General features: G+C 44.5%; 9 protein-coding genes. 5 read left to right on the top strand and 4 right to left on the bottom strand.

What is annotated here, in order from left to right; all coding sequences use genetic code 11:
• Positions 1-170 precede the first annotated feature (170 nt).
• Positions 171-623, top strand: coding sequence for a septal ring lytic transglycosylase RlpA family protein (locus tag ACTIE6_RS10500; protein ID WP_439556587.1), 453 nt, complete (start codon positions 171-173; stop codon positions 621-623).
• Between the two features lie 11 nt (positions 624-634).
• Complete coding sequence (locus ACTIE6_RS10505; RefSeq protein WP_439556588.1) at positions 635-1,549, top strand: DUF58 domain-containing protein; 915 nt, start codon at positions 635-637, stop codon at positions 1,547-1,549.
• A 6-nt stretch (positions 1,550-1,555) separates the two neighbouring features.
• Here the strand turns inward: ACTIE6_RS10505 and radA are convergent, their stop codons facing one another.
• On the bottom strand, positions 1,556-2,929 hold the full coding sequence (radA, locus tag ACTIE6_RS10510; RefSeq protein ID WP_439556589.1) for a DNA repair protein RadA: 1,374 nt from the start codon (positions 2,927-2,929) through the stop codon (positions 1,556-1,558).
• 165 nt (positions 2,930-3,094) lie between these two features.
• On the opposite strand from radA, the gene ACTIE6_RS10515 reads away from it, so the two are divergent.
• Positions 3,095-3,799 (top strand): porin family protein, encoded by a 705-nt coding sequence (locus ACTIE6_RS10515; protein WP_439556590.1) that lies wholly within the window; start codon positions 3,095-3,097, stop codon positions 3,797-3,799.
• A gap of 192 nt (positions 3,800-3,991) precedes the next feature.
• Here ACTIE6_RS10515 and ACTIE6_RS10520 read toward each other — a convergent pair whose 3' ends face one another.
• Positions 3,992-4,390: a LytR/AlgR family response regulator transcription factor gene (locus ACTIE6_RS10520; RefSeq protein WP_439556591.1), complete on the bottom strand. Its 399-nt coding sequence runs from the start codon at positions 4,388-4,390 to the stop codon at positions 3,992-3,994.
• A 341-nt stretch (positions 4,391-4,731) separates the two neighbouring features.
• On the opposite strand from ACTIE6_RS10520, the gene pheS reads away from it, so the two are divergent.
• Positions 4,732-5,772: a phenylalanine--tRNA ligase subunit alpha gene (gene pheS, locus ACTIE6_RS10525; protein WP_439556592.1), complete on the top strand. Its 1,041-nt coding sequence runs from the start codon at positions 4,732-4,734 to the stop codon at positions 5,770-5,772.
• 48 nt (positions 5,773-5,820) lie between these two features.
• On the opposite strand, the gene ACTIE6_RS10530 is transcribed toward pheS, so the two are convergent.
• Together ACTIE6_RS10530 and ACTIE6_RS10535 are read right to left on the bottom strand one after the other, a co-directional pair.
• Positions 5,821-6,552: an esterase family protein gene (locus ACTIE6_RS10530; protein WP_439556593.1), complete on the bottom strand. Its 732-nt coding sequence runs from the start codon at positions 6,550-6,552 to the stop codon at positions 5,821-5,823.
• 104 nt (positions 6,553-6,656) lie between these two features.
• Positions 6,657-8,087 (bottom strand): circularly permuted type 2 ATP-grasp protein, encoded by a 1,431-nt coding sequence (locus tag ACTIE6_RS10535; RefSeq protein WP_439556594.1) that lies wholly within the window; start codon positions 8,085-8,087, stop codon positions 6,657-6,659.
• A gap of 348 nt (positions 8,088-8,435) precedes the next feature.
• Between ACTIE6_RS10535 and ACTIE6_RS10540 the strand changes: the two genes are divergently transcribed.
• Positions 8,436-8,905 (top strand): DUF5723 family protein (locus ACTIE6_RS10540; RefSeq protein ID WP_439556595.1); only part of this gene is annotated, 470 nt, incomplete at its 3' end.

Raw genomic sequence — 8,905 nt, forward strand, 5'->3', positions numbered from 1 at the left:
CAACTACACTATTCGACTCTTCAGTTGTACTTTAACCTTAACATTTGTTCTTTTCTCATCTTTTTCCATTACTTTTGAAATTCCGGGTATTTCATTTCCCACGAAATGCCAGGTATCGAGTATCAAGTAGGGAAGTTTTTCCCTATTATGTTTCACTTAAATCCTGAGATATGACTTATCGTCGGATTCTGATTCTCATCTTATTAGCATTCGCTGCCTCGCCTGAGGTTTTCGCTCAGGTCAAATTAGGCAAAACAGAAACAGGTCGCGCTTCTTATTATGCGTCGATGTTTAACGGAAGAAAAACTTCTTTCGGAGAAGTACACAAAAGTTCCGAATTGCTTGCCGCCCACAGGAGTTACCCCCTGAATACGATGCTAGAAATCACGAATCTTGAAAATGACGAAAAAGTAATCGTCAGAGTGAACGACAGAGGTCCTTTCTCCCATAACAGAATTGTTGACCTGAGTAAAGAAGCCGCCCGCCTGTTAGGCATTGTAGCAAAAGGCGTAGCAGCAGTTTCAGTGCGCGTTGTAGGAATGGAGGGAATGGTATTGCTGGAATCCAACGAACATATTGATCCCAAATCCGGCAAAGTAATTGCAATGAGAGGCAAACAATAATGTAAACTTCAATGAGCAACCGGCAGCTTGATTTAGCCAAAGTAAGAGAGTTCGGAAATCTGGAATTCCTTGCCAAACAGCTCGTTGAAGGATTTATTACCGGTTTGCACAAGTCCCCTTTCCACGGTTTCTCTGTGGAATTTGCCGAACATCAACTTTATAATACCGGAGAATCTACCCGGAACATTGACTGGAAGGTTTTTGCCAAATCCGACCGACTTTATGTGAAGCGGTATGAGGAAGAAACCAATCTCCGCTGTCATATTCTGCTGGATACTTCTTCGTCCATGTATTATCCGGAAGAGAACTATGGTAAAATGACATTCAGTGTGATGGCAGCGGCAAGTTTGACGTATTTGCTTCAGCGGCAGAAAGATGCGGTAAGTCTTTGTACGTTTTCTGAGCAGATTGAAGTGCAAACGGCTGTCAAGTCAACACCTTCTCACGTGCACAAAATTATGCTGGAACTTGAAAACCAGCTGACAAGCAGTCGACCTCTTCTTAAAACTTCGGTCTCCGAAGTACTTCACCAAATTGCCGAAAAGATCCATAAACGCTCACTCGTGGTGATTTTCAGTGATATGTTCGATAATCTGGAAAATGCCGACAAGATTTTCTCCTCTCTCCAGCATTTACGCCACAACCTGCACGAAGTATTGCTCTTTCACGTTACCGACCGGGAGACGGAAGAGGATTTTGCATTTGAAAACAGACCTTATGAATTTGTTGACCTTGAAACTGGTGAAAAGGTCAAGGTGCAACCTGATCAGGTTCGCGATTCCTACAAAGAGTTTGTCAGTGATTTTTATCAAAAACTCAAACTGAAATGCGGCCAGTACAAGATTGACTTTATTGAAGCCGACATTGCAAACGGTTTCGACCCGATTTTAATGGCTTACCTCGTCAAGCATTCTAAAATGCGTTAATGCGCACTATTGGTTTAAAAACAGCGACATAAACAGCTGGTCCAAATGCGCCACCGGAATCACTTCGATGTTCCCCCGCTTTAATTCAAGTCCCTTGCTGTTGTATTTAGAAATATACATTTTCTTGAATCCCAGCTTTTCCGCTTCAGAAATCCGGTTTTCAATTCTATTTACCGCTCTTACCTCTCCACCCAAACCAACTTCGGCAGCAAAACATATGGAGGGTGGAATGTACTTGTCTTCGTAAGACGACACAAGTGACGCCACGACGGCTAGATCGATTGCAGGATCTTCCACCTTTAATCCGCCAGCTACATTCAGGAAAACATCCTGCGTTCCGAGCCTGAACCCGCCACGTTTTTCGAGTACAGCCAACAACATCTGCAATCTCTTTGCATCATAGCCGGTACTGCTTCGCTGCGGAGTTCCGTAGGTAGCCACACTTACAAGCGATTGTATTTCTATCAAAAGTGGCCTGTTACCTTCCATCATCGAGCCGATCGCAATACCGCTGACGGGCTCTTCCCGCTGAGAAATCAGGATTTCAGACGGATTACTTACCTGTCGCAGACCAGTTCCGTGCATTTCATAAATACCCAGTTCCGAAGTACTTCCAAAGCGATTTTTTGCGGTTCTCAATATGCGGTAAGTATTATGCCGGTCGCCTTCAAACTGCAAAACCGTGTCGACCATATGTTCCAGGACTTTCGGTCCGGCCAGGGAACCATCTTTGGTAATGTGCCCGATCAGGAAAACGGGTACGCCCATTTCTTTCGCATATTTCATAAACTCGGCAGTACACTCCCAAACCTGCGACACACTGCCCGCACCCGACTCTATGTATGTCGATTGCATGGTCTGAATGGAGTCGATAATTAGAACCTGGGGCTGAAAATCTTCGATCTGCCGGAATATATTCTGCGTATGCGTTTCAGTGAGAATGTAGCATTTGTCGCTTTTCGCATCCATTCGCTCAGCCCGCATTTTGATCTGCTGATCAGACTCCTCGCCCGAAACATAAAGTACCTTTTTGTTCGAAAGTGTTAATGCGATTTGCAGCATCAGGGTTGATTTGCCGATCCCTGGTTCGCCGCCGATCAGCACCAGTGAACCCTGTACGATCCCGCCGCCGAGTACCCTATTCAACTCTTCGTCTGAGGTTTTAATGCGCGGCTCGTTCTGGTATTCTATTTCAGAGATTGCCCGCGGGCGGCTTGCCAGGTTGACGGACTTCCAGGAAACTGCAGTTTTCGGATCTTCCTTTTCAATCACTTCCTGAACAAAGGTGTTCCACTCACCGCATGATGGACATCTCCCCACCCATTTTGGTGAATTGTACCCGCATTCCTGACAAAAGTAGGCTGTCTTGGCTTTGGCCATAAGTAGAATAATCTAATTTGTAATAGTGTAACAACGAAGCGGATAATAACGATCCTGACCTGAAAATTGGATGTTTAAGCCACAAAATCAAAAAGAATGTAGGTAAGGTATAGTTTTTTGTTTTTCGGCGTTATTATCCGTCTTACTTAAAAAATGATATTATCCATGAACATCCTGACAAAAGTAGCTTGTATTTGTATGTTATGCATTGTTGCGATTGGATCAGCACAAGCTCAGAAAAAAGGTTTCGCGTTCGGTATCAAAGGAGGGGTGAATTTATCACGCCTTACGATGGGAGATGTTTTTACAACGCGGTACGACGATGCAGGTAATCCCTATCTGGGTTATGATGGAAAGGCGGTGAGAGATAACCTTAAACAAAGCTTTGATACAAAAACAGGCGCAGTAGGCGGTATATATGCACGATTTGGCCGCACATTGTTCATTCAGCCGGAGGTTTTAGTATCTACAAAAGGGGGATCATTTCAAATCATCGAAATGGACAAAGAGCAGCCCATTTCCAAAACGATCAATATCAAATACAGCAATATCGATGTGCCGCTTTTGATTGGTTTGAGGGGCGGGCCTTTCCGGATACTCGCGGGTCCGGTTACCTCATTCAGAATTGGTGATAATCAGAAGCTTCGCGATGCATTTAAATATTATACATCTGATCTGAACAACGCATTGTCGCAGGCGACTTTCGGGTACCAGCTCGGCGGCGGACTTGATTTAGGAAGTTTTAGTCTGGACGTGCGCAAGGAAGGATCTTTCACCAATGTAGCCTCATTCAATGCCGATGGTCAGGGAGGAGATGTAAAGCAAAAAATCAGTTCCTGGCAGGTAACGCTGGGGTTGAAGATATTTTAAGGGAAGGGAATAAGGAATAAGGAGGAAGGGGAGGATGGAAAAACTCGCAACATCATAAACTTACAACCCTTCCTCCCTTTCCTCCTTCCTCCATTATCCCTTTGCTAAAAACAAAACAAGCAGCCTTCGATCAAGCGATGGCTGCTGTTTTTATGAATAACCCACTAATTTAATTCACTAAAATCTTAACAGTTATGCGGTAATGCGCAGGCTGTTGTGGTTGAGGATACCACTTACTTCTTTGATCTTTCTGCGTGAAACTGCTACTTCTTTTCCGCAGGACAGTTTTAGCATGCGATCGTCTTCCAGTCTCTCTACAATGTAATCCGCGTTAACCAGGTAAGATTTGTGCACCCGCATAAAATTCGCATTGAGCTGCTCTGCAAGTGATTTCAATGTTTTTGACACCAGATATTTTTTGCCGGTGTTGGTATATATAAATGTATAGTTGCCCTCACCTTCCAGGAAGGTGATTACGTCGGGAGTCAAAAAGATAGTCCGCCCCATTGATTGTACCGAAATGGAGTTGCGGCTGTCGTTGTAAGTTCTTTCAGAAATGTTGGAACGAGTAAATGATGTGAAATTTTTCATGGTAACGTATGACTAATAATGTTTGATTGTTGATTCAAAATTAGTCAATAGTGCAGCTCAAATAAAATACGTAGAACTACGCACATTTTTTCAATACACTGATTTAAAGGTATTTACCATTGATCGAAAGGTGAAATGACGTAACAGACCTTAGCAAAATGCGTAATTTTACGTAGTCCCAAAAGGCGCAATTTTAAGCCCTGAAAGCACGAATTCGGCTTTGAAGCTGTATTACAAGTCTACACGCGCCTGAACTTTGATTATCTTTACCCTGATTTCGCCAGTCAGTTTTGCCAAAACCGGCGATAAATAAGTCTGTTACCAACAACATCAAATGCGTTATGATTACCGAAAAGGTAAAAGAACTAGTATCGGAAATTGAGAAGGCCACAGTTGAAAATAAAGAACAGCTGGAAGCTTTCAGGTTAAAATATATCAGCAAAAAAGGAGTTGTTACCGAGCTGTTTGACGGACTGAAAAATATAGCGCCCGAAGACAGGCGAGCGGTCGGACAGGAACTTAATACCCTGAAAAACCTCGCGCAAGGCCGTTTTCAGGAGTTTTCGGCTGCATTAGAAAATGCGATCGATACTAATCCTGAAATGGTAATTGACCTTACCCTGCCCGTGGTACCCAACTTACAGGGCAGTCTGCACCCGCTTACCATTGTACGTCGCCGCATTATCGAAATTTTCGAAAGAATGGGCTTCAATGTGTCTTACGGACCTGAAATCGAAAAGGATTGGTACAATTTCAGTGCATTGAATTTTGCCGATAACCACCCTGCCCGGGAAATGCAGGATACATTCTTTATTTCCAAAAGTGAAGGTGAAGTGAAGGATGATGTACTGCTCCGCACACATACGTCCAATGTGCAGGTACGTTTAATGGAGCGGCAAAAACCCCCGATCCGCTCGATCATGCCTGGCCGCGTGTTCCGGAATGAAGCCATTTCCGCCCGCGCCCATTGCGTTTTTCACCAGGTTGAAGGTTTGTATGTAGATAAGAATGTGAGCTTTAAAGATTTGAAAGACACACTTTATCATTTCGCGAAGGAAATGTTTGGCAAAGATTCGAAAATCCGCCTCCGTCCCTCCTACTTCCCGTTTACCGAGCCAAGTGCCGAGATCGACGTAACTTGCTTTATATGTAAGGGAAAAGGCTGCAATGTATGCAAGTACAGCGGCTGGGTAGAAATTGCAGGATCAGGAATGGTGGATCCGAATGTGCTGCAGAATTGCGGGATTGATAGTGAGGAGTATACAGGTTTCGCTTTCGGAATGGGTATTGAGCGTATTACAATGCTGCGCTACGGTATCAACGATCTGCGTTTATTTACAGAAAATGACGTGCGCTTCCTCAGACAGTTCGAGGGAGCATAAATGAAGAAGTTTCGGGTAAGCGCCCGTTTGCCCGAAACTTCTTCATACTTAAAACCTTGTTTCCAGGTAATAAGGAAGCATCTTCTTCCAGGTACCCCATTCGTGTGGTATATCAGTTCCCCAGATATCCAGTTCGTGCGGAACATTCTTCGAGGTTAAAATAGCTGAAATTTGTCGTGAATATTCCGGCACTTCATACGCACCTGAACCCGATACAAAATGAATGTGGCGACTATCCCTGTACATGGACAAATGCCATTCTGCTTTCAGCTGCGGCAGATAGTGAACAGGCGAATTGAAGTACACATTGTCATCGTAATAGCCGTCGGTATAAACACTCAGGTCATAACAGCCGCTCATTGCGATTATGCCATGAATGTAATCCGGGTGCCGGAAAAAGAGATTAGCAGCATGCATTGCACCAAAGGATGCACCACCGGCAATAATCTCGTTGGTCTGGCTTGATGTGTCCTTTATAAAAGGAATTACCTCTTTAATCACATAATCATTGAACAACTGGTGCCTCACTGCCTTGTCATAACCGTGCATGTAAGGATTCAGCCAGCTTTCTGAATTGATGCTGTTAATGCAATAAACTTTAACTTTTCCGGAATCAATAAACGGACGGATACTTTCAATCAGGCCATTCTCCTCATACTCCAAGTAATTTGAAGCGGCAGTCGGTATCAACAGGAGTGCAAACCCGTAATGTCCGTAAACCGCAATATCCATATGTTCATTTAGCGCCGGGCTATACCAACCGGTTACCTCGCGTTGCATTTCTTTACCATTTTAGTTACTCAAGATGAACAGCCATGAATGAAACGCGGTTCAATATTGCAAACCAATTATCACCAACAGCCAGCAGTAACTACGGTAATGAATCAATACAATACCCAGGTATCCTTACCTCCGCCACCTTGGGACGAGTTAACAACCAAGGAACCTTTACGCAATGCAACCCGCGTCAGTCCGCCGGGGATTACGCTGATATCATCGCCGTAAAGGATGTACGGGCGCAAATCTACGTGCCTGCCTTCTGCGTGGCCGTCGACCATACAGGGTACGCGGGAGAGCGAAATGGTAGGCTGCGCAATGTAATTTCTCGGGTTGTTCCGTATTTTTTGTCTGAAAAGCTCGTGCTCCTGCTCCGTTGCTTTCGGCCCGATGAGCATACCGTAACCACCTGCTTCGTTGGCTTCTTTAACAACGAGATCAGCAATATTTTCAAGCACATAATTAAAATCTTCCTCTTCGCCGCAAATGTAGGTTTGTACATTCGGGATAATGGCTTCTTCATTCAGGTAGTACTTAATGATACGCGGCACATAGGCATACACCACCTTATCATCGGCCACGCCAGTACCTGGCGCATTTGCAAGTGCCACGCGACCTTTTTTGTAAACCTCGAAAATACCAGGGATACCTATCAGTGAGTCAGGGTTAAATGCTTCGGGATCCATGAAAGTATCATCAATGCGGCGATAGATTACATCCACGATCTGCAATCCGCTGGTAGTCCGCATCTTTACATAACCATCGGAAACAACCAGATCACGCGTATCCACCAGCTCAACGCCCATTTGCTGCGCCAGATAGGAATGCTCGAAATAAGCTGAGTTATAGATACCAGGAGTTAGAACTGCAACAGTTGGATTCGGCCGGTCTGCGAGGTGCTGCAGCATTTGTAACAGTCTTGTCGGGTAATCCGAAACCGGCCGTACGCCCGTTCTTGCCAGCACATCGGGGAAAATCTGCTTCGACAACTCCCGGTTTTCCAGCATGTAAGATACACCCGACGGACAGCGGAGGTTATCTTCCAAAACCATAAAAGTACCGTCATCACCTTTGATCAGGTCGGTACCGGTTATGTGGCACCAGATACCTTTCGGGGGTTTCAGACCAAGACAAGGCTTCAAAAAGCATTTACTCGACTCGATCAGCTCGCGCGGTACAACTCCGTCATTAAGGATATTCTGTTCATTGTAAACATCATCGATAAACATATTTAACGCTTTGATGCGTTGTTTCAAACCTTTTTCCAGCCACTCCCACTCTGCATTGGGCAGTACGCGCGGAATAATATCAATCGGCATAATGCGCTCTGTCCCCTCTCCTTCGGAATAGACATTGAAAGTAATTCCCATTGAAAGCAGCGCCCGCTCTGTGGCAAGCTGGCGGTTGGTAAGGTCTTCGTGGGTCAGATTTTCAAATTTGCTCTTCAAATGCTCATACCCGGGGCGAGTCTGTCCATCGGGGGAAAACATTTCATCGAAGAAATTTTCACTTTGATAATTTGAAAAAGAGAAATTCATACAATACAAAATTTGAAAAAGCCTATATCCGTTTTTAACAAAACAATATATGGTCTATGTTTTAATTAACAAAACAATCTGCAATTCACTTCCTGATCACACCTAATCACGTAGAACGGCAAACAATAGCCTTCATCCTTTTTCAGACTTTTTTATCAATACGTACACATTTTATCTTTGGATAATAACATATTCAGCATTTCCACCGGGTTTGAGGCGCGTGAAAATCATACCGCTTACGCAAGATTAAATATTCTGAATCGCGGAACATTCGTTGCAACTCCGTGGAGTTCCGCTTTTCTTTGCACACGAATATAAAATTCGCCGATTCACCGTTTTCTAGTGACTATGCCCAAAAGTCTGATACTCGCATCCTTTATTTTACTTGGGATAGCATTGAATGGATCGGCCCAGCACCTGCCTGGCGTTGCAATGGGAAATTATGCGGGTACCAATGCATTGTACCATAATCCTGCCTTTGTTGCCGATAGCCGCTATGCTATTCACGTGAACCTGGTAGGTACCCAGTTTTATACGGGTAACAACCACGTCAAGTACGATGCGCTATTTTCCTTCCTTTCCCTGATGACGAATACGGTGCCGGATCAATACAGGAATGAACGCGGTGTGCTCATGTTCCCGCGCTCCTATTTGAAGGAAAAGCTCAACGGTAATTACAAGTATCTGAACGCAGGCGGGGATACGCGGCTGCCTTCCGTGATGTTCAATTTGCTGAAAGGTAAAATGGGCGTGGGTATATCAACGCGGGCGCGGTATATATTGAATACGACCCAACTTACCGAGCCTTTGGCAAGGCT

Source organism: Dyadobacter sp., from assembly GCF_051859145.1.
In the GTDB taxonomy this organism is placed as follows: domain Bacteria; phylum Bacteroidota; class Bacteroidia; order Cytophagales; family Spirosomataceae; genus Dyadobacter.